Genomic DNA, 17,866 nt, shown 5'->3' on the forward strand with positions numbered 1-17,866 from the left:
CTCCCCCTGCGAAGTTTGCAACTGTCTAAGGGCTGTGCGTCGCAGGGGCAAGAGGTGCTTGGCGCAGCGGCATATCCAGCGCGGCAAGCCTGTCGAAAAGCACGCCGATACCGGTCGCATCCAGATTGGCGAAGGCAATGCGCAACTCTGCCGGGGCGTCAGGATCGCCCGCCGGATAGAACATCGTACCGGGCAGGCACAGCACCCCCGCCGCGCGCACCAGCGCAGGTGCCAGATCGGCGCTCGACTGAGCGAAAGGATGGCGCAGATAGGCAAAGTAACCACCAAGCCCGAGAAGTTCCCAGCCGTTTGCGGCCAGTTCGGGAAAGCCTGCGGAGATCGCCGCGCGGCGGTGCAGGATCTCGTCGCGTTCGCCGGCCAGCCACTGGTCGAGATGGCGCATGCCCCAGAGTGCGGCGTGCTGGCCCAGCTGCGCGGGACAGATCGCCACGGTATCGAGAAATTTCTCGACCTCGGCCAGCCGCGCCGAAGAGGAGACGAGGCCGCCGACGCGGTGGCCCGTCAGGCGGTAGGCCTTGGAGAAGGAATAGAGATGGATCAGCGTCTTGTCCCAGTCGGGGCGCCGAAACAGGGTGTGCGGCGCGCCGGTGCCCGCATGGAAGTCGCGGTAGGTCTCGTCCACGATCAGCGCGATGCCGTGATCGCGCGCCAGATCAAAGAACGCATCGAGCAGCGTACCGGGATATTCCGCGCCGGTCGGGTTGTTCGGGGTGACAAGAACGATCGCGCGGGTGCGCGGGGTGATGAGCGCAGCGGCGTCAGCAACGCGGGGCAGCATGTGGGCGCCGGTTTTCAGCGGTATTGCCCGCGCACCCGCCATATCCAGCCACATCTTGTGGTTGAAGTACCAAGGCGTCGGGACAATGACCTCGTCGTCTTCGGCGCACAGCGTCGCGATGGCCGCGGCGAATGCCTGGTTGCAGCCTGACGTGATACAGACCTGATCCGCCGTGACTTCAGCGCCGTAGATCTGTTGCGTCCGCGCGGCCAGTTCTGTTCGAAGATCCAGGAGGCCCAGGACGGGGCCGTAGAAATGCGCGCTGTCGTCGGTCAGTGCCGCATCGGCAATGGCGCGACGCAGATCGGGGTGCGGCGGCTCGACCGGTGCGGCCTGGCTCACATTGATGAGCGGCCGGTCGGGTGCGAAGTCCACTCCGTCAAGCCAGCGGCGCGCTTCCATAACGGGGGGCGCGAATGTGGTGGCGGTGCGGGGAAGGGGCATAGGGTCGCTCCGGTTCGGTGTTTTGTCCGCGTCAGTCCTTGCCGCGGTAGGGTTCGACGTATTGCAGCGCCATGTCCCACGGGAAGAAGATCCATGTGTCCTGACTGACACCGGTGATGAAGGTATCGACCATCGGTTCGCCTTCCGGTTTCGCGTAGACGGTGGCGAAATGGGCCTGAGGGTACAGGGTGCGGACAAGCTCCAGCGTTTTGCCGCTGTCCACCAGATCGTCAACGACAAGGATGCCGGTACCGTCGCCCATGATCTCGGGATCGGGCGACTTGAGCACGCGGGCCTCGCGGCGTTCGTCGGCTTTGCCGCCACCCGAATGATAGGACACCACCGAGATCGTATCGACCGTGCGAATATCAAGTTCGCGCGCGACGATCATCGCCGGTGCCATGCCGCCGCGCGTGATCGCCACCACCGCGCGCCACGCACCATCATCGGGACCTTTGCCGTCGAGCCGCCACGCAAGTGCGCGGCTGTCGCGGTGGATCTGGTCCCAGCTGATGTGGAAGCCCTTTTCGTGGGGCAGGCGGCTGGGGTCTTTGATGTCGGGCATTTTCGTTACCTTTGCAGGAGAAGTTTCAGACCGAGGCCGCCCAGCAACAGGGCGGCGACCCGGTCGATAAAGAACTTGGCGCGCAGGAAGCGGGCGCGTGCCACGGGAGCTGTCAGGACGAGGGCACAGCCCGTGTAGAACAGGATCTCCAGCGTCAGGTGATTTAGGGTGATAAAGGCGATCTCGGTGCCCGCGAGGTTCGTCGGAAAGACCACCACCAGCACTGCCGCCGCGAACAGCACCGATTTTGGATTGCCCAAGTTGACGAGAAACCCGTCAAAAAATGCACGTCCCTGTGCTTTTGGTGCCGCATCGAGCGGCGTGGCCGCGCCGCGCCACGTCTTGACGGCCAGATAAAGAAGGTAAATCGCGCCGCCCGTCTTGAGCACCGCGAAAGCCCACGGGAACAGCGCGAAAAGCGCGTCCATCCCCAGCAAGGCCGCGAGGGTCCAGAGGCTTGCCATTGTGCCCAGGCCGATCCCCGTAGCGATCCCCGCCCGCCTGCCGTTGACGATTGCGCTGCGCACGGCCATGAGAAACGCAGCACCCGGGCTGAGGATCGAGACGATCAGCACCGCGTTGAAGGCAAGGACGTGCTCCCATGTCACGGCGCCGGTCCTCTTCAGCCCTTGGCCATGTCGGGCGCATCCACGGCCTTCATGCCGACGACATGATACCCCGCATCGACATGCAGGTTCTCGCCCGTCGTGCCGGAGCCCAGATCGCTGAGCATGAACAGGGCTGCCTTTCCGACCTCGTCGATGGTCACGTTGCGGCGCAGGGGCGAGTTATACTCGTTCCATTTCATGATATAGCGAAAATCGCCGATACCGGAGGCGGCCAGCGTCTTGATCGGGCCGGCGGAGATGGCGTTGACACGAATGCCGTCCTTGCCCAGATCCTCGGCGAGGTATTTGACCGACGCCTCCAGCGCGGCCTTGGCCACGCCCATCACATTGTAATGCGGCATCACCTTTTCGGCGCCGTAGTAGGTCAGCGTGAGGCACGCGCCGCCATCGGTCATTAGCTTCTCTGCCCGCTGTACGACGGCGGTAAAGGAGTAGACGGAGATATCCATCGACATCGCGAAATTCTCGCGGCTGGTGTCGACGTAACGGCCGCGCAACTCGTTCTTGTCCGAAAACCCGATCGCGTGGACGATGAAATCCAGAGAGCCCCATTTCTCTCTGAGCGCGTCGAACAGCGCATCCATCGAGGCCGCATCGCTCACGTCGCAGGGCAGCACGGTGTCGGAGCCGAGTTGTGCCGCCAGCGGATCCACCCGTTTCTTCAAAGCCTCGCCCTGATAGGAAAACGCGAGATCGGCACCGGCATCGGCAAGCTGCTTTGCAACGCCCCAGGCGATGGATTTGTCATTGGCCAATCCCATGATCAGCCCCCGCTTGCCGCTCATCAGGTTATTGGACATGGCTATACAACTCCGCAAATTACACGCTCATTCAGGGTCTATGCGATTGGTCGCAGCGCATCAAGACTAGGCTGCACCGGAAGACCGCCCCGTGCAGGTAGGTCGCGAACAGGTATGGCAGTGCTACTTTGCCGGGTCGGACCGAGGCGGGGACATCTCGTTTCGGGTTGCCACCCGTGGGGGGATCGTGACACTGTTTTGCATGGAAAAGCGCGGTTGCGTGCCTTCGTCGGTTGTTTGCGCGCTTCAAATCCTGTAGCGACGCCGTACGGCAGGGTAGGGTGCCGCCGCGACAAGGGAACGATATCATGTCAGATCGCTCTGGTATTTTTGCAGGTGACGACCCTTTCGCACTGGTGCGCGACTGGCTCGACGCGGCAAGTTCCGAGGAACTCAACGATCCCAACGCGATGGCTTTGTCCACCGTCGACAGCCGCGGTATGCCCAACGCGCGCGTGGTGCTGCTGAAGGACGTCGAGAATGGCGCGTTCGTTTTCTATACTAATTACGAGAGCGCCAAGGCGCAGGAGCTTGAGCAATCCGGCAAGGCGGCCTTTGTGATTCATTGGAAATCCCTGCGTCGCCAGGTGCGGGCGCGCGGTCTGATCACGCGCGAGGACGGTCCGAAGGCCGACGCCTACTACAAATCCCGGTCGCTCAGAAGCAGACAGGGTGCGTGGGCTTCGGCACAGTCGCGTCCGCTTGCCAGCCGCGAGGTGCTGGAACAGAAGTTGAATGATGTTATTTCCGAAAAAGGGGACGATCCGGCACGCCCGCCATTTTGGGGCGGTTTCCGGCTCGTACCGCTTGAAATCGAATTTTGGGCAGACGGCGACGCGCGGTTGCACGACCGGTTTCAGTGGCGTCGGTCCGCGATAGACGCGGATTGGTCCGTGACACGCCTGAACCCCTGATGGTATGAGTATGACCGCGTTTTTTGCGGTGGGGCCCGGAACGGCTCCAACATAGATTTAATTAGCGGTAGATCCAAGATGGCACACACGACGGATCCAGACGACGGCCCGGCCGAAACGGCCGGCACGGTCAAATGGTTCGATCCCGTCAAGGGATTTGGCTTCATCGTCGCCGATGAGGGCGGGGTGGACATCCTGTTGCATGTGAACGTTTTACGGAATTTCGGGCAAAGCTCCATTGCGGACGGATCGCGGGTGTCGCTTATCGCGCAAAAGACCGGGCGCGGTGTGCAGGCAACCGAGGTGCTGTCCATTTCGCCGCCCGAAGGGGTCCAGACCTCGCTGATCGACCTCGAAGGGCTGGACAAGGCGGCATTGGCGGACACGCCTCTGGAGGCTGCACGCGTCAAATGGTTCGACAAGGGCAAGGGATTCGGATTTGCCAACGTCTTCGGACGCAGCGAAGATGTGTTCGTGCACATAGATGTGCTGCGCCAGTCAGGCCTGTCCGATCTGCAACCGGGCGAGGCCGTCGCGATGCGGGTGATTGATGGTAAACGGGGCCGCATGGCGGTAGAGGTCAAAGCATGGGAACAGGTCACTTCACCAGACGGGCGCTCCTCCTAGGTACGCTGTGCGCGGCGATTGCGTCGGCCGCGGGACCGGGAGCAGCGCAAGACTGCGTGACCGACCGGCTGACGATCTCAGGCGATTTCGGGACGGCGGCGTTCAACGTCGATTTGGCTGCGGACGATGCGAGCCGCGCGCGCGGTCTGATGCATGTCGAATCCATGCCTGCCAGCACGGGTATGCTGTTCCTTTACGACACACCGCAACCGCTGAGCTTTTGGATGCGCAACACGCTGATAGAGCTCGACATGCTGTTTCTCGATGAATTCGGGGTCATTTCGCATATCCACCACCGCGCGCAGCCGTTGGACGAAACGCCGATCTCGCCCGGTGATCTCAAGCTGTCCGGTGTTCTGGAGATCAACGGTGGTCTGGCGCGAAGACTCGGTGTCGACGTAGGGGACACAGTGCATCATCCGGCCTTTGCGCCTGCTGATGCAGCGCCGGTATGCGATTGATGTAAATTGATCCGTCAAAGGCGCAGATTTCCGCTTTTCAATTCCGGCAGGCTTCGCTAAAGAAGCGTCAGTCGGGGCGTGGCGCAGCCTGGTAGCGCACCTGTTTTGGGTACAGGGGGTCGGATGTTCGAATCATCTCGCCCCGACCACTTTAGAAGATACCAGATCTTGTGAGGCCTCTCCGTTCATACGGAGGGGCCTCAAGATTTTTGCGGCCTGAGTTTTCTGCCACCGGGACAACATCGGAATCAGTCGGGTTCGGATCGGGCGTGCGCGTTTCCTGGGCACCCACATCATCTGGTATGTTTTTTGTGCAAAACCGGGTTTGCACGCTACGGTTTGTGTCTTTTGCGCACGGATCGGCGGGGCCTCGCCGGCTCTGCGGCAAAAATCTCGGCGCTCCGGAAAATAAATTTTCGTCCGGGTTTCGCGCGGTTCTGTTGGGCAACCGCCAACCGGTTTTTCGGGGTTGAAAATCGCCACTGTCCGTAACCCGGCGTGATCCATAGGTTTTTATGGTGGGGAAAAGGCAAGCCGGTGCGCCGCTCGAAAAAGGTTAACGGATCCGTGAATCGCGGCGGTCGGACCGGGGCGGTGTTAATGCCATCCGTCAACCGTGTTTTTGGTAACGAAGTGCTAATAATTACGTTGACCGGATAGGCCCAGATACGTCAGTTTGTGATGGCTGAAGGCAGCGCCACAATATGTAGTGGTCTAACGCTCAACGGGCGCGCCGCGCAGCGAAGGCAGGCAAACGGTCATACACGACGGTTCAACCAATGGTCGCCTCCCGGGTGTACGGGAGAAAGCGCTGGTTTTTGTCTGGTTTCGGGGCACAGCACACGACACGCCGGCCGACGCCAACGCGCGGTGGGCCGAGATTTTAACTAGCTGGACATGAGGCAGCGCGATGAAAATTGAACGTAGATTTACCACTCAGGGCCAGGACGCATACGCGGATCTGGATTTCGTCACGACCGTGTCCGAAATCCGCAATCCCGATGGATCGGTGGTGTTTCACCTCGATAACGTCGAAGTGCCGCGCAGCTGGAGCCAGGTCGCGTCCGATGTCATCGCGCAGAAGTATTTCCGCAAGGCGGGTGTACCGTCCGCCGTCAGACGGGTGAAAGAAAAGGGTGTGCCCGAGTTCCTGTGGCGCTCGGTGCCCGACGAGGATGCCGAAATGGGCGGTGAGACGTCGTCCAAGCAGGTGTTCGACCGCCTGGCCGGGGCCTGGGCCTACTGGGGCTGGAAAGGTGGATATTTCACCACCGAAGAGGACGCGCGCACCTACTATGACGAAATGCGCCACATGCTGGCCTCGCAGCGCGCCGCCCCCAACAGCCCGCAGTGGTTCAACACCGGTCTGCACTGGGCTTACGGCATCGACGGTCCTGCACAGGGCCACTATTACGTCGACTACAAGACCGGCAAACTGACCCGCTCCACCTCGTCTTATGAACATCCCCAGCCGCACGCCTGTTTCATCCAGTCGGTCGCGGACGATCTGGTCGGCGATGGCGGCATCATGGATCTGTGGGTGCGTGAAGCGCGTCTGTTCAAATACGGCTCCGGCACCGGCACCAACTTCTCCTCCCTGCGCGGAGCAGGGGAAAAGCTGTCGGGCGGTGGCAAGTCCTCGGGCCTGATGGGGTTTCTGAAAATCGGCGACCGCGCGGCGGGGGCCATCAAATCCGGCGGTACCACGCGGCGCGCGGCCAAGATGGTGATCGTCGACGCGGACCATCCCGATATCGAGGATTTCATCAACTGGAAGGTGCTCGAAGAGCAGAAGGTTGCGTCCATCGTTGCCGGCTCCAAGATGCACGAGCAAAAACTCAACCTGATCTTCAAGGCGATTGCGGCCTGGGACGGTCTGGAAGCGGATGCCTATGATCCCGCCAAGAACGAGCAGCTGAAAGACGCGATCCGCGCCGCGAAAAAGGTAGCGATTCCGGAAACATACGTGAAGCGCGTGCTGGATTACGCCAAGCAGGGCCACACCAGCATCGAATTCCCGACCTACGACACCGATTGGGATTCCGAAGCGTATAATTCCGTCTCCGGCCAGAACTCCAACAACTCCATCCGCGTGACCAACGCGTTCCTGCACGCCGTCGAAAAAGACGCCGATTGGGAATTGCAGGACCGCACGACGGGCAAGGTGTCCAAGACGATCCGCGCCCGCGATCTGTGGGATCAGGTCGGCCATGCGGCATGGGCCTGTGCAGATCCCGGAATCCAGTACCACGACACGGTCAACGACTGGCACACATGCCCCGAAGATGGCGCAATTCGCGGCTCCAACCCGTGCTCGGAGTACATGTTCCTCGACGATACCGCCTGCAACCTTGCGTCGATGAACCTGCTGACCTTCCTCAAGGACGGTGAATTCCAGGTCGAGGATTACATGCACGCCTCGCGCCTTTGGACCGTGACGCTGGAAATCTCGGTGATGATGGCGCAGTTTCCGTCCAAGGAGATCGCGCAGCGGTCGTATGATTTCCGCACGCTGGGTCTGGGCTATGCCAACATCGGCGGGTTGCTGATGAACATGGGGTATTCTTACGATAGCGACGAGGGCCGGGCGCTGTGCGGTGCGCTGACCGCGATCATGACCGGCGTTTCCTATGCCACCTCTGCTGAAATGGCGGGCGAATTGGGTGCCTTCCCCGGCTATACCAAGAACGCCGACCACATGCTGCGGGTGATCCGCAACCATCGCCACGCAGCTTACGGCGAGGCGAACGGATATGAGGCGCTCAGCGTCAAGCCGGTACCGCTGGATCACGACAACTGCCCGCAGGCCGGACTGGTCGACATTGCAATGTCGTGCTGGGACGAGGCGCTGAAGCTGGGTGAAGCGCACGGGTTCCGCAACGCGCAGACTTCCGTGATCGCGCCCACCGGGACCATCGGTCTGGTCATGGATTGCGACACGACAGGGATCGAACCTGATTTCGCGCTTGTGAAGTTCAAGAAACTTGCCGGTGGCGGTTATTTCAAGATCATCAACCAGTCGGTTCCGGGGGCTTTGGAAAAGCTGGGCTACGGTTCCGCCCAGATCGAAGAGATCGTGAGCTATGCCGTCGGTCACGGCACCATCGGTAACGCGCCGGGGATCAACCACACCACGCTGATGGGGCACGGATTTGGCCCCAACGAGCTGGCCAAGGTCGATGCCGCACTGGCAAGCGCGTTTGACATCCGCTTTGTGTTCAACCAGTGGACACTGGGCGAAGAGTTCTGCACGCAGGTTCTGGGCATTCCGGCGGAGAAACTGAACGATCCGACGTTCGATCTGCTGAAATCGCTCGGGTTCTCCAGAAAGGATGTCGATGCGGCGAACGACCACGTGTGCGGTACCATGACGCTGGAGGGCGCACCGCACCTGAAGGACGAGCATCTGAGCATTTTCGACTGCGCCAATCCCTGTGGCAAGAAGGGCAAGCGGTATCTGTCCGTCAACAGCCACATTTACATGATGGCGGCGGCGCAATCCTTCATCTCGGGCGCGATTTCCAAGACGATCAACATGCCCAACGACGCCACCATCGAGGATTGCCAGAAAGCCTACGAGTTGTCGTGGTCGCTGGGGATCAAGGCGAACGCGCTTTACCGGGACGGATCGAAGCTGTCACAGCCTCTCGCGGCCTCGCTGGTCGAAGACGACGACGATGCGGCGGAGGTTCTTGAGAGCGGTTCCGTTCAGGAAAAGGCAATCGTTCTGGCCGAGAAGATCGTCGAAAAGGTGATCGTCAAGGAAATCGTCAAGTCGCACCGTGAAAAGATGCCGCAGCGGCGCAAGGGCTATACCCAAAAGGCGAATGTCGGCGGCCACAAGGTGTACCTTCGCACGGGTGAGTATCAGGACGGCTCGCTTGGCGAGATCTTTATCGACATGCACAAGGAAGGGGCCGGTTTCCGCGCGATGATGAACAATTTCGCCATCGCTGTCTCCGTGGGCCTGCAATACGGTGTGCCGCTCGAAGAGTTCGTCGATGCGTTCACCTTCACCAAGTTCGAGCCTGCGGGCATGGTACAGGGCAACGACAGCATCAAATCCGCGACGTCGATCCTCGATTATATCTTCCGCGAACTGGCGGTCAGCTATCTTGACCGGACGGACCTCGCGCATGTGCAGCCCGAAGGGGCCACATTCGACACGCTGGGCCGGGGCGAAGAAGAAAGCGTGGCGAATGTTTCGGAGCTTAGCGAGACCGCCGCAGCGAAATCTCTCGAAGTGCTCAAGCAGATCACATCGCCCGGCTATCTGCGCAACCGTGTCCCATCAAGCCTGCGGGTGTTGCAGGGCGGACAGAGCGCAGCACTCGAAGCGCTGACCTCTTTTGCGCCGGCTGAAAACGGCGGTGTCGCGACAGCCGTGGCGACAAGCACGTCCGTCTCGTCTGGTACTGTCTCGCTGGATCTGCGCACCAAGGCGAAAATGCAAGGCTACGAGGGCGAGGCCTGTGGCGAGTGCGGCAACTACACGTTGGTGCGCAACGGCACCTGCATGAAGTGCAACACCTGCGGCGGCACCAGCGGCTGTAGTTAACAGGATAACAGGGTCGCCTCTGGGCGCTCCGTTTTGAAGACGATCACTTTCGGCTGATGCCCGGAGTGGAGATAGAGTGGCTCTCGGTGTTCCAAAAAGAACACCGGAAGTTTGACGCTCCCTTGGCGTTTCGCCAGGGAACCTTACACGGGGCGGGTGCGCTCGCCCCCTGACGACGCATAGGCCGCAGGCAATAACAATATCGAGCGGTTAACAAATTGAGCCTATGCGGCGACACTACGGGGGAGCGTTCGCGCTCCCCTTTTTTTGGTGGGGCTAGCGCAGGGAGAGGCCGATGATCGCGTATGTTGGCTTGTTTGCCTCGGCACTCGTGGCCGCGACCGTCCTGCCGATGCAGTCCGAAGCTGTCCTGAGCGGTCTTCTGATCGGCGGCGCCTATCCGGTGACGGCGCTGGTTCTTGTCGCTACGGTGGGCAACGTGCTGGGCGCGGTCATCAACTGGATCCTGGGGCGGTTCCTTTTGCGCTTTAAGGATCGGCAGTGGTTTCCCAGCTCGGATCGGCAGCTCGCGCGGGCTCAGCGCTGGTATCGTCGCTATGGCAGGTGGTCGCTTCTGGGAAGCTGGCTCCCGCTGGTCGGAGATCCTCTGACGGTTGTCGCAGGATTGATGCGCGAACCGCTGGTGCCGTTCGTGGTTTTGGTGACACTTGCGAAAGGCACGCGGTATCTCGTTTTAACAGCGGCGGTTCTGAGCTGGTTCTAGGGATCTGACGGGGTTCATTCCGTCAGACCGATGGGGAAAAGCCCCAGATCAGGTGGCGCAGACCCAACGCCGCACCGGCGACGATACAGGCCAGCGTCAAGGGCGCGCTGTAGGCGAGCACCGAAAATGCGGATAGCCCCTGTCCGACGCTGCATCCGACCGCCACCACCGCGCCGATACCCATCAGCGCCGCGCCCAGGATCTGGCGGCGCAACTCGCGTGGATCATCGCAGGCTTCCCAGCGAAAATGCCCCTTGATCAGGCTGCCGAGCACCGCGCCCAGCACGACACCGATCACCGACCCCGTTCCGAAACTGAGCGAATTACCAGAAGACGTCATGGCATAAAGCATCGTCTCACCGATGGGGGCCGAGAATGTGTGGCTGATGACCTGCGTCGCGGCAAAGCCGTGGCTGGCGATCCACTGCGTTCCGGCCCATCCGGACACAATTGCCACCCCGACAACGGCCCCCCAGATCACATGGGGCGCGGAACGACGCAGCGCCGGATGCGCAAGGGTCAACAGCAAGATCGCCGCACCGATTGCGATGCCCGCACTCTCGACGCTCGTTCCTGTTGCGCGGGCCAGCAAACCGGCATAGCCCGGCATCTCGATTGCCGGGGCGGTGTCTCCGAAAGCCCAGATGCGCAGCCCGGACAAGGGCCCGCCGAGGGTGATGTAGGCGGACAGCCCCATGACCACCACGATCATGAACGACCGCAAATCCCCGCCGCCGACTCGCGCCAGCGCGCCGTAGCCGCAGTTGCCCGCGAGCGCCATGCCATAGCCGAAAACGAGCCCGCCAAAGACGCTTGCCAGCGGATTCCACGCACGCCCGAGATAGAGTGTCTGGCCGAGGTCGAGCAGACCAAGGGCCGAAAGCGCAAACGTACCGATCACCGAGACGCTGATAGCGATCCCCCACATCCGCAGACGCAGGCTGCTGTCACCATAGTAGAGATCCTCGATGGCGCCCAGCGTGCAGAACCGCCCCATCCGCGCGGCAAGCCCCAGCAGAATACCGCCCGCAAGCCCAACCAGAGCCACCAGTGCAGATTCGGAGAAGACGTCGAACATCGCCGCGGTTCCCTGTTGCAGCGCGCAGCGCGCGGATGGTGCGCCTATTCCTTTCGACAGAATAGATCGTAGACGACTTCCATGATCTGGCGCGGACGCTCGTCCGCCAGGCTGTAATAGATCGTCTTGCCCTCGCGGCGCGGTACCACCAGCCCTTCGAGTCGCAGCCGCGACAGCTGTTGCGACACGGCCGCCTGACGGGCCGACAGCAGATCCTCAAGCTCCGTCACCGATTTCTCGCCGGACGCGAGATGACACAGGATCATCAACCGGCCCTCGTGACTGATCGCCTTGAGGAAATTCGACGCCTCCATGGCGTTCTTTGCCATCCGGTCCATGTCTTCGGCGCAGATGTCTTTATCAAATACAGGCAAGCCCACGATCAATCCATTCCCTGTCTTGTTGTCCGCGCCGGTGTGTCGATCACGCAGCCCGGTATTTCACCCTATTTTGCCGGAAGTAGCTCAGCTTGTTCAAGCATTCGTTCCAGCAACCCCCAAAAGAAATCCTCCCCGGGGTACCCTTCGAGGCGCGAGACCTCCTTGCCGTCCTGGACCAGAACGAAGGTCGGCGTAAAGAAGAGGGATCCTTCAAATTCGATATCGTCGGGACGGGGTTCGTTGATATCCACGCGTCTGAGCGGTGCCGCCTTGCCTTCGGGCGTCTTGTGATAGATCGGCGCGATCTCCTCGTTCCAACGCGCACACCACATGCATCCGACTTCCTCCACCATCACAAGCGTAGCCTGCGCGACGGAAACCCCCGCCGATGCGATAAGCAGGATGGCGGCAAAAAAGATGCGGCGCGTGAACATGGCAAATTGACCTTTGCTTTATCAACAACCTAATATGAATATATGAATTTCACAAGGGCGGGCAAATAGTATGATGGACATCACGTTTCTGGGGGCCGCGTTTGCGGGCCTTTTGTCATTTCTGTCTCCCTGCATCCTGCCGATCGTTCCGTTCTATCTCAGTTATCTTGCCGGCGTCGGTATGAATCAGATTACTGCGGATGCGCAGGTCGATGCCGCGACGCGCAGGCGCGCGGTGATGGCCGCATGCTTCTTTGCGGCGGGTGTGATCACCATCTTCATGGGGCTCGGTGCTGCGGCAAGTGCGTTCGGGCAGGTTGTGCGTGAATACTTCGATATCCTGCGCTGGATCGCTGCGGCGATCATCATTGCGATGGGTCTGCACTTTCTCGGCGTGATCCGCATCGGTATCCTGTACCGTCAGATGCGTGCGGACACCGGCAGTACCGCGAACGTCAGCCTGATAGGCGCCTACGTCATCGGTCTGGCCTTTGCGTTCGGCTGGACGCCTTGCGTGGGGCCTGTTCTGGCTGCTATTCTGTTCACGGCTGCGGGGACCGACACGGCCACGACGGGGGCTTTGCTCTTGTTTGTCTACGGTGTCGGAATGACCGCGCCGTTTGTCGTCGCGGCGTTCTTTATCGGACCCTTCATGCGGTGGATGCAGAAATTCCGACGACATCTTGGGCTGGTAGAGAAAATCATGGGCGTGATGCTGATCGTTTTCGGCCTGCTGATCGCGACCAACTCGATGAATTACATCGCGCAATGGATGCTCGATGTCATACCGAACATAAGTGCACTGGGTTGATCGGGAGGATCAGAATGAAACACTTTATACTTGCAGCCGCCATGACAGTCGCGGGCGCGATGGGCGCCGATGCCGCGACGCTGGGCGACGACGGCTTGCACAAGGCGCCGTGGATGCGCGACACCTTCAAGGACCTGCGCGATGACCTGGCCGAGGCCAACGCCGAGGACAAGCGTTTGATGATCATCGTCGAGCAGCGCGGATGCATCTACTGCAAGAAGATGCACGAAGAGGTCTTTCCGGTACCCGCGATCGCCGAGTACATCGAGGAGAACTACTTCGTCGTGCAGATCAACATGTTCGGCGACGTCGAAGTGACGGATTTCGACGGCACCGCACTGCCCGAAAAAGACATGGTGAAACGCTGGGGGGCGCTGTTCACGCCGATGATCCTGTTCATGCCCGAAGAGGTCACGGATGACGCATCGGCGGGGAAGGCGGCCGTGGCAACGATGCCCGGCGCTTTCGGTGAACATACGACATTCAACATGCTGAACTGGGTCGTCGAAAAAGGGTATGAAGGGGATGAGCCGTTCCAGAAATATCACGCCCGTAAATTGGCGGAACAGCAGAAATAGAAGGTGCGCGAGAGCAGAGAGTCAAGTGACAATATAATTCATTTACTTGAATTTGTTGTTGCGTCGGTTTTGATCTGTGCGCTACGGTATACCACGTTAGTGTTTGGGAGGACGCATGAGGACTTTTGGAATAGCAGCCGTCGTGACGGGCCTTGCGGCCTTTTCAGCACAGGCAGAAACGATTGCACCGACCGCCGTCGGGTATAGCGATGGCGCCGTAGAGCAGTCATTGACCGGCGCGTCCGGTGATGCCGCCCGGGGTCGTGAAATCGTCGGTGACAAGGGCACCGGTAACTGCGTTGCCTGTCATCAGGTGACAGATCTGGCCGATGTGCCGTGGCACGGTGAGATCGGTCCGATGCTTGACGGTACCGGCGCGCGGTGGAGCGAGGCGGAACTGCGCGGTATCGTGAGCAATGCGAAGATGATGTTCGAGGGTACAATGATGCCGTCGTTCTACAAGACAGAAGGCTTCATCCGCCCTGGCGATGGCTACACCGGCAAGGCACCGGAAGGCGAGATCGAGCCCATTCTGAGCGCACAGCAGATTGAAGATGTGGTGGCGTATCTCGTCACACTCAAAGAGTAACAGCCCCACAGACGGGGAAGACGGAGGTTCACGATGGAACTTACACGACGCAATGCAATTATCATGGGCGCGGGGGCATTCTTTGTCGCTGGTCTGCCCCTGCGGGTGTCCGCTGCGGGCGAAGAGGCGATTGCTGCCTTCACCGGCGGTGCCGAAATCGGCACAGGCGATATCAAGCTGACGGCACCGGAAATCGCAGAGAACGGCAACACGGTGCCGATCGAGGTGTCCTCCGACGGAGCGGCCGAGATCATGGTGCTGGCGATGGGCAACCCCACGCCCGGCGTCGCAACGTTCAAATTCGGCCCCCTCGCGGCGTCGCGATATGCCTCGACACGTATCCGTCTGGCGGGAACGCAGGACGTCGTGGCGATCGCCAAGCTTGAGGACGGATCGTTCGTTCAGGCATCCTCGACGGTCAAGGTAACAATCGGCGGCTGCGGCGGCTAAGGGTTCAAGGAGACAACATCATGGCATCAGGTGTAAAACCACGGGTGAAAGTCCCGAAATCGGCGGCTGCCGGCGACTCGATCGTGATCAAGACGCTTATCAGCCACAAAATGGAATCCGGTCAGCGCAAGGACAGCGACGGCAACGTCATTCCGCGTTCGATCATCAACCGGTTCACATGCGAATTCAACGGCGAAAGCGTCATCGACGTGGCGATGGAGCCAGCGATTTCGACGAACCCCTACTTCGAATTTGAAGCGACAGTCCCCGAAGCGGGCGAATTCAAGTTCACATGGTACGATGACGACGGTTCTGTCTACGAAGAATCCAAATCGATCGCCATCGGGTAAACCAATAGTCTTGGGAGGGACGCGCATGAGAAAACTGACTGGAGCCGTGTTGGCGACTTTGCTGTCGTCGACACTTGTGTCGGCAGGGCCGGTTGATGACGAATTGGTCATCAATGATGAAACTGAAATCGTCACACGCACCGCTGCGCCCGCGCATGTCGCGGACGTGTTGGATGAGGTGATGTCCGGTTGGTTGTTTCGGGGCACCGAAACGCGCGCCATGGAAATGGACGACTTTGACAACCCCGGCATGATCTTTGTCGAGCAGGCCGAGGAACAGTGGAACACCGCCGACGGAAGCGAGGGGAAATCCTGTGCCGACTGTCACGGTGCGTCGACCGAAATGGCGGGTGTGCGTCCGGTCTATCCCAAGTACAACGAAGAAGCAGGCGAAGTCCGTACGCTCGAGATGCAGGTCAACGACTGCCGCGAGAACCGGATGGGCGCGGAGAAATGGAAATACACCGGCGGCGACATGGTTAACATGACGGCGCTTCTGGCATCGGTTTCCCGCGGCATGCCGGTGGATATCGCCATCGACGGTCCGGCGCAGTCCACATGGGAGCAGGGTAAAGATCTCTATTATACCCGCACCGGTCTGCTGGAACTGTCCTGCGCGAACTGCCACGAGGACAACTATGGCAACATGATCCGTGCGGATCACCTGAGCCAGGGTCAGATCAACGGGTTTCCCACCTACCGCCTGAAGAACACCAAGCTGAATGCGGTACATTCTCGGTTCAAGGGCTGTGTGCGCGACACCCGCGCTGAAACATTCAGCCCCGGCAGCCCGGAATTTGTGGCTCTGGAGCTTTATGTAGGCTCGCGCGGTAACGGTCTGAGCGTCGAAGGTCCGTCCGTCCGTAACTGATGTGTGAAGGCCCCGGCCCGAAAGGGTGCGGGGCCTTTCTTTCTTGAGTTAAATTCAATAATGCGCATACGTAAGCGCGAACTGGAGCGTCCCGATGATCTCACGCCGTGACTTTTTGCAAACCAGCATGGCCGCCGCCGCCCTTTACGGATCCTCCGGCTTTGGTAACTGGGCGCGTCTGGCTGCGCAGCAGTCGTTGACGCAGGACAAGCTGCTGGAGTTCGATACCTTCGGCAACGTGTCGCTGATCCACATCACCGACATCCACGCACAGCTCAAACCAATCTATTTCCGCGAGCCGGAAATCAACATCGGCGTGGGGGACAACAAGGGCGTGGTGCCGCATGTCACCGGCGCCGATTTCCGCAAGCTGTACGGCATCGACGATGGCAGCCCGTCGGCCTATGCGCTGACCTACAATGATTTCGCGGCGCTGGCGAAAACCTACGGACGTGTCGGCGGTCTGGACCGTGTCGCGACAGTCGTGAAATCGATCCGCGCGGCGCGTCCTGACGCGCTGTTGCTGGATGGCGGCGATACATGGCACGGATCCTATACCTGCTACCACACGCAGGGGCAGGATATGGTCAACGTGATGAACGCCCTCAAGCCCGACGCGATGACCTTCCATTGGGAATTTACGCTGGGATCCGAGCGGGTGAACGAGATCGTCGAAGGCCTGCCGTTCGCGGCCCTTGGACAGAACATCTTCGACGCCGAGTGGGACGAGCCGGCAGAGCTGTTCAAGCCCTACAAATTCTACGAATCCGGCGGCGTAAAGGTCGCGGTGATCGGGCAGGCGTTCCCCTACATGCCGATCGCCAATCCCGGCTGGATGTTCCCGGAATACTCCTTTGGTATCCGCGACGAACGGATGCAGGAGATGGTCGACGAGGTGCGTGCGCAGGGTGCCGAACTGGTTGTCTGCCTGAGCCATAACGGCTTTGACGTGGACAAGCAGATGGCCGGTCGCGTGCAGGGGATCGATGTGATCCTGTCGGGGCACACCCATGATGCGCTGCCCGAGCCGGTTCTGGTGGGCGAGACGATCATCGTCGCTTCCGGCTCGAACGGGAAATTCGTCAGCCGGGTCGATCTTGACGTGCGCAACGGCAAGATGCTGGGCTTCCGCCACAAGCTGATCCCCATCTTCTCGGACGTGATCACGCCGGACGCCGAGATGACCGCGCTGATTGACGAGCAGCGCGCCCCCTACGAGAGCGCGTTAACCGAAGTGATCGGGCAAACCGGCGACAAGCAGACGCTGTACCGCCGCGGCAATTTCAACGGCACATGGGACGATCTGATCTGTGACGCGCTGATTTCCGAGCGTGAGGCGGATATTGCCCTGTCACCTGGCGTACGCTGGGGGCCATCCATTCTGCCGGGGCAGGATATCACGCGCGAGGACATCTGGAACGTCACTTCGATGACTTATGGCGAGGCGTATCGCACCGAAATGACGGGTGAATTCCTGCATGTCGTTCTCGAAGACGTGGCGGACAACCTCTTCAACCCCGATCCCTACTACCAGCAGGGCGGCGACATGGTGCGTGTGGGTGGCCTTGGCTACCGCATCGATGTGTCCAAACCCCAGGGCAGCCGGATCACCGAGATGACGCTGCTTAAAACCGGTGAAGCGATTGACCCGTCGAAAACCTATCAGGTGGCCGGCTGGGCGTCGGTCAACGAAGACACCGAAGGGCCGCAGATCTGGGATGTGGTCGAAGCGCATATCGCCAAACAGGGGACCATTTCGCTTGATCCCAACAACAGTGTAACGGTCGCCGGTCTCTGATCCGCC

Annotated in this window: 19 protein-coding genes and 1 tRNA gene; 13 read left to right on the forward strand and 7 right to left on the reverse strand. The window is 60.4% G+C overall.

The genetic code is table 11. The features are described 5' to 3' along the window. Positions 1-25: 25 nt before the first annotated feature. The 4 genes from Q1A06_RS02105 to fabI are packed head-to-tail and all read right to left on the reverse strand — an operon-like array spanning position 26 to position 3,237. Positions 26-1,243, reverse strand: coding sequence for an aminotransferase (locus tag Q1A06_RS02105; RefSeq protein ID WP_299558166.1), 1,218 nt, complete (start codon positions 1,241-1,243; stop codon positions 26-28). 31 nt (positions 1,244-1,274) lie between these two features. Next, positions 1,275-1,808: a xanthine phosphoribosyltransferase gene (gene gpt, locus Q1A06_RS02110; RefSeq protein WP_299558168.1), complete on the reverse strand. Its 534-nt coding sequence runs from the start codon at positions 1,806-1,808 to the stop codon at positions 1,275-1,277. Between the two features lie 5 nt (positions 1,809-1,813). Continuing rightward, positions 1,814-2,416, reverse strand: a complete 603-nt coding sequence (locus tag Q1A06_RS02115) for a LysE family translocator (RefSeq protein WP_299558170.1) — start codon at positions 2,414-2,416, stop codon at positions 1,814-1,816. A 14-nt stretch (positions 2,417-2,430) separates the two neighbouring features. Then, entirely contained in the window at positions 2,431-3,237 is an 807-nt protein-coding gene (fabI, locus tag Q1A06_RS02120; protein ID WP_299558172.1) for an enoyl-ACP reductase FabI, read from the reverse strand. 308 nt (positions 3,238-3,545) lie between these two features. Here fabI and pdxH point away from each other — a divergent pair, with 308 nt between their 5' ends. The 6 genes from pdxH to Q1A06_RS02150 all read left to right on the forward strand — a co-directional run bounded on the left by pdxH (position 3,546) and on the right by Q1A06_RS02150 (position 10,521). Continuing rightward, positions 3,546-4,151: a pyridoxamine 5'-phosphate oxidase gene (gene pdxH / locus Q1A06_RS02125; RefSeq protein ID WP_299558174.1), complete on the forward strand. Its 606-nt coding sequence runs from the start codon at positions 3,546-3,548 to the stop codon at positions 4,149-4,151. Between the two features lie 78 nt (positions 4,152-4,229). Beyond that, complete coding sequence (locus Q1A06_RS02130; RefSeq protein WP_299558176.1) at positions 4,230-4,778, forward strand: cold-shock protein; 549 nt, start codon at positions 4,230-4,232, stop codon at positions 4,776-4,778. A 56-nt stretch (positions 4,779-4,834) separates the two neighbouring features. Beyond that, the gene (locus Q1A06_RS02135; RefSeq protein WP_299558178.1) at positions 4,835-5,239 is read left to right on the forward strand and encodes a DUF192 domain-containing protein; all 405 of its coding nucleotides are present in this window, start codon (positions 4,835-4,837) and stop codon (positions 5,237-5,239) included. A gap of 72 nt (positions 5,240-5,311) precedes the next feature. Then, positions 5,312-5,388: transfer RNA gene (locus Q1A06_RS02140), tRNA-Pro, on the forward strand. A gap of 761 nt (positions 5,389-6,149) precedes the next feature. Beyond that, complete coding sequence (locus Q1A06_RS02145; protein ID WP_299558180.1) at positions 6,150-9,797, forward strand: vitamin B12-dependent ribonucleotide reductase; 3,648 nt, start codon at positions 6,150-6,152, stop codon at positions 9,795-9,797. Positions 9,798-10,092: 295 nt separating this feature from the next. Then, on the forward strand, positions 10,093-10,521 hold the full coding sequence (locus Q1A06_RS02150) for a YqaA family protein (RefSeq protein ID WP_299558181.1): 429 nt from the start codon (positions 10,093-10,095) through the stop codon (positions 10,519-10,521). Between the two features lie 22 nt (positions 10,522-10,543). Here Q1A06_RS02150 and Q1A06_RS02155 read toward each other — a convergent pair whose 3' ends face one another. From Q1A06_RS02155 to Q1A06_RS02165, 3 genes are all read right to left on the reverse strand, one after another. Continuing rightward, a complete protein-coding gene (locus Q1A06_RS02155; protein WP_299558183.1) occupies positions 10,544-11,599 on the reverse strand; it encodes a YeeE/YedE family protein in 1,056 nt (351 codons plus the stop codon). A gap of 44 nt (positions 11,600-11,643) precedes the next feature. Beyond that, the gene (locus tag Q1A06_RS02160; RefSeq protein ID WP_299558185.1) at positions 11,644-11,979 is read right to left on the reverse strand and encodes a metalloregulator ArsR/SmtB family transcription factor; all 336 of its coding nucleotides are present in this window, start codon (positions 11,977-11,979) and stop codon (positions 11,644-11,646) included. 65 nt (positions 11,980-12,044) lie between these two features. Further along, complete coding sequence (locus Q1A06_RS02165) at positions 12,045-12,413, reverse strand: hypothetical protein (protein WP_299558187.1); 369 nt, start codon at positions 12,411-12,413, stop codon at positions 12,045-12,047. Between the two features lie 70 nt (positions 12,414-12,483). Between Q1A06_RS02165 and Q1A06_RS02170 the strand changes: the two genes are divergently transcribed. From Q1A06_RS02170 to soxB, 7 genes are all read left to right on the forward strand, one after another. Next, positions 12,484-13,224 (forward strand): cytochrome c biogenesis protein CcdA, encoded by a 741-nt coding sequence (locus Q1A06_RS02170; RefSeq protein ID WP_299558189.1) that lies wholly within the window; start codon positions 12,484-12,486, stop codon positions 13,222-13,224. A gap of 14 nt (positions 13,225-13,238) precedes the next feature. Continuing rightward, the gene (locus Q1A06_RS02175; RefSeq protein WP_299558191.1) at positions 13,239-13,802 is read left to right on the forward strand and encodes a thioredoxin family protein; all 564 of its coding nucleotides are present in this window, start codon (positions 13,239-13,241) and stop codon (positions 13,800-13,802) included. A 115-nt stretch (positions 13,803-13,917) separates the two neighbouring features. Beyond that, the gene (gene soxX, locus Q1A06_RS02180) at positions 13,918-14,391 is read left to right on the forward strand and encodes a sulfur oxidation c-type cytochrome SoxX (RefSeq protein ID WP_299558193.1); all 474 of its coding nucleotides are present in this window, start codon (positions 13,918-13,920) and stop codon (positions 14,389-14,391) included. Positions 14,392-14,424: 33 nt separating this feature from the next. Beyond that, a complete protein-coding gene (gene soxY, locus Q1A06_RS02185) occupies positions 14,425-14,841 on the forward strand; it encodes a thiosulfate oxidation carrier protein SoxY (protein WP_299558195.1) in 417 nt (138 codons plus the stop codon). 20 nt (positions 14,842-14,861) lie between these two features. Beyond that, on the forward strand, positions 14,862-15,191 hold the full coding sequence (gene soxZ, locus Q1A06_RS02190; RefSeq protein ID WP_299558197.1) for a thiosulfate oxidation carrier complex protein SoxZ: 330 nt from the start codon (positions 14,862-14,864) through the stop codon (positions 15,189-15,191). Between the two features lie 25 nt (positions 15,192-15,216). Continuing rightward, on the forward strand, positions 15,217-16,062 hold the full coding sequence (gene soxA, locus Q1A06_RS02195) for a sulfur oxidation c-type cytochrome SoxA (RefSeq protein ID WP_299558199.1): 846 nt from the start codon (positions 15,217-15,219) through the stop codon (positions 16,060-16,062). A 94-nt stretch (positions 16,063-16,156) separates the two neighbouring features. Next, entirely contained in the window at positions 16,157-17,860 is a 1,704-nt protein-coding gene (soxB, locus tag Q1A06_RS02200; RefSeq protein WP_299558201.1) for a thiosulfohydrolase SoxB, read from the forward strand. Positions 17,861-17,866 lie beyond the last annotated feature (6 nt).

Origin of the sequence: uncultured Sulfitobacter sp., from assembly GCF_947497275.1 — a bacterium.
Lineage (GTDB): Bacteria > Pseudomonadota > Alphaproteobacteria > Rhodobacterales > Rhodobacteraceae > Sulfitobacter.

What these genes read in the sequence shown, in the direction of transcription:
- Q1A06_RS02105 (WP_299558166.1), bottom strand. Translation starts at nt 1,243, where the DNA reads ATGCCCCTTCCCCGCACCGCCACCACATTCGCGCCCCCCGTTATGGAA.
- gpt (WP_299558168.1), bottom strand. Translation starts at nt 1,808, where the DNA reads ATGCCCGACATCAAAGACCCCAGCCGCCTGCCCCACGAAAAGGGCTTC.
- fabI (WP_299558172.1), bottom strand. Translation starts at nt 3,237, where the DNA reads ATGTCCAATAACCTGATGAGCGGCAAGCGGGGGCTGATCATGGGATTG.
- pdxH (WP_299558174.1), top strand. Translation starts at nt 3,546, where the DNA reads ATGTCAGATCGCTCTGGTATTTTTGCAGGTGACGACCCTTTCGCACTG.
- Q1A06_RS02130 (WP_299558176.1), top strand. Translation starts at nt 4,230, where the DNA reads ATGGCACACACGACGGATCCAGACGACGGCCCGGCCGAAACGGCCGGC.
- Q1A06_RS02145 (WP_299558180.1), top strand. Translation starts at nt 6,150, where the DNA reads ATGAAAATTGAACGTAGATTTACCACTCAGGGCCAGGACGCATACGCG.
- Q1A06_RS02150 (WP_299558181.1), top strand. Translation starts at nt 10,093, where the DNA reads ATGATCGCGTATGTTGGCTTGTTTGCCTCGGCACTCGTGGCCGCGACC.
- Q1A06_RS02155 (WP_299558183.1), bottom strand. Translation starts at nt 11,599, where the DNA reads ATGTTCGACGTCTTCTCCGAATCTGCACTGGTGGCTCTGGTTGGGCTT.
- Q1A06_RS02165 (WP_299558187.1), bottom strand. Translation starts at nt 12,413, where the DNA reads ATGTTCACGCGCCGCATCTTTTTTGCCGCCATCCTGCTTATCGCATCG.
- Q1A06_RS02170 (WP_299558189.1), top strand. Translation starts at nt 12,484, where the DNA reads ATGATGGACATCACGTTTCTGGGGGCCGCGTTTGCGGGCCTTTTGTCA.
- Q1A06_RS02175 (WP_299558191.1), top strand. Translation starts at nt 13,239, where the DNA reads ATGAAACACTTTATACTTGCAGCCGCCATGACAGTCGCGGGCGCGATG.
- soxX (WP_299558193.1), top strand. Translation starts at nt 13,918, where the DNA reads ATGAGGACTTTTGGAATAGCAGCCGTCGTGACGGGCCTTGCGGCCTTT.
- soxY (WP_299558195.1), top strand. Translation starts at nt 14,425, where the DNA reads ATGGAACTTACACGACGCAATGCAATTATCATGGGCGCGGGGGCATTC.
- soxZ (WP_299558197.1), top strand. Translation starts at nt 14,862, where the DNA reads ATGGCATCAGGTGTAAAACCACGGGTGAAAGTCCCGAAATCGGCGGCT.
- soxA (WP_299558199.1), top strand. Translation starts at nt 15,217, where the DNA reads ATGAGAAAACTGACTGGAGCCGTGTTGGCGACTTTGCTGTCGTCGACA.
- soxB (WP_299558201.1), top strand. Translation starts at nt 16,157, where the DNA reads ATGATCTCACGCCGTGACTTTTTGCAAACCAGCATGGCCGCCGCCGCC.